The 223-nt window shown below is 69.5% G+C and carries 1 protein-coding gene; it reads right to left on the reverse strand.

Translation table 11 applies throughout. The features are described from left to right. Nucleotides 1-213: acyl carrier protein (locus IH54_RS41215; protein WP_043183812.1), on the reverse strand; the 213-nt coding region annotated here is incomplete at its 3' end. Between the last annotated feature and the right edge of the window lie 10 nt (nt 214-223).

Below are 223 nucleotides of genomic sequence, written 5' to 3' on the forward strand. Positions count from 1 at the left end.
TGCGGTGGTGCCCCCGATCTGCTCGTCCAGATAGCCCGCGAGCGCGTGGAGCGTCGGGTAGTCGAAGACCAGCGTGGACGGCAACCGCAGCCCCGTCGCCGTCTGCAACCGCTGGCGCAGCTCAAGACCGGTGAGCGAGTCGAACCCCATCTCCCGGAAGGCCCGTTGCGGATCAACCGAACCCGCCGAACCGTGCCCCAACACCAGCGACACCTGCGCCCCG

The sequence above is a fragment of the Streptomyces sp. NRRL F-5123 genome (assembly GCF_000721495.1).
Classification (GTDB): domain Bacteria; phylum Actinomycetota; class Actinomycetes; order Streptomycetales; family Streptomycetaceae; genus Actinacidiphila.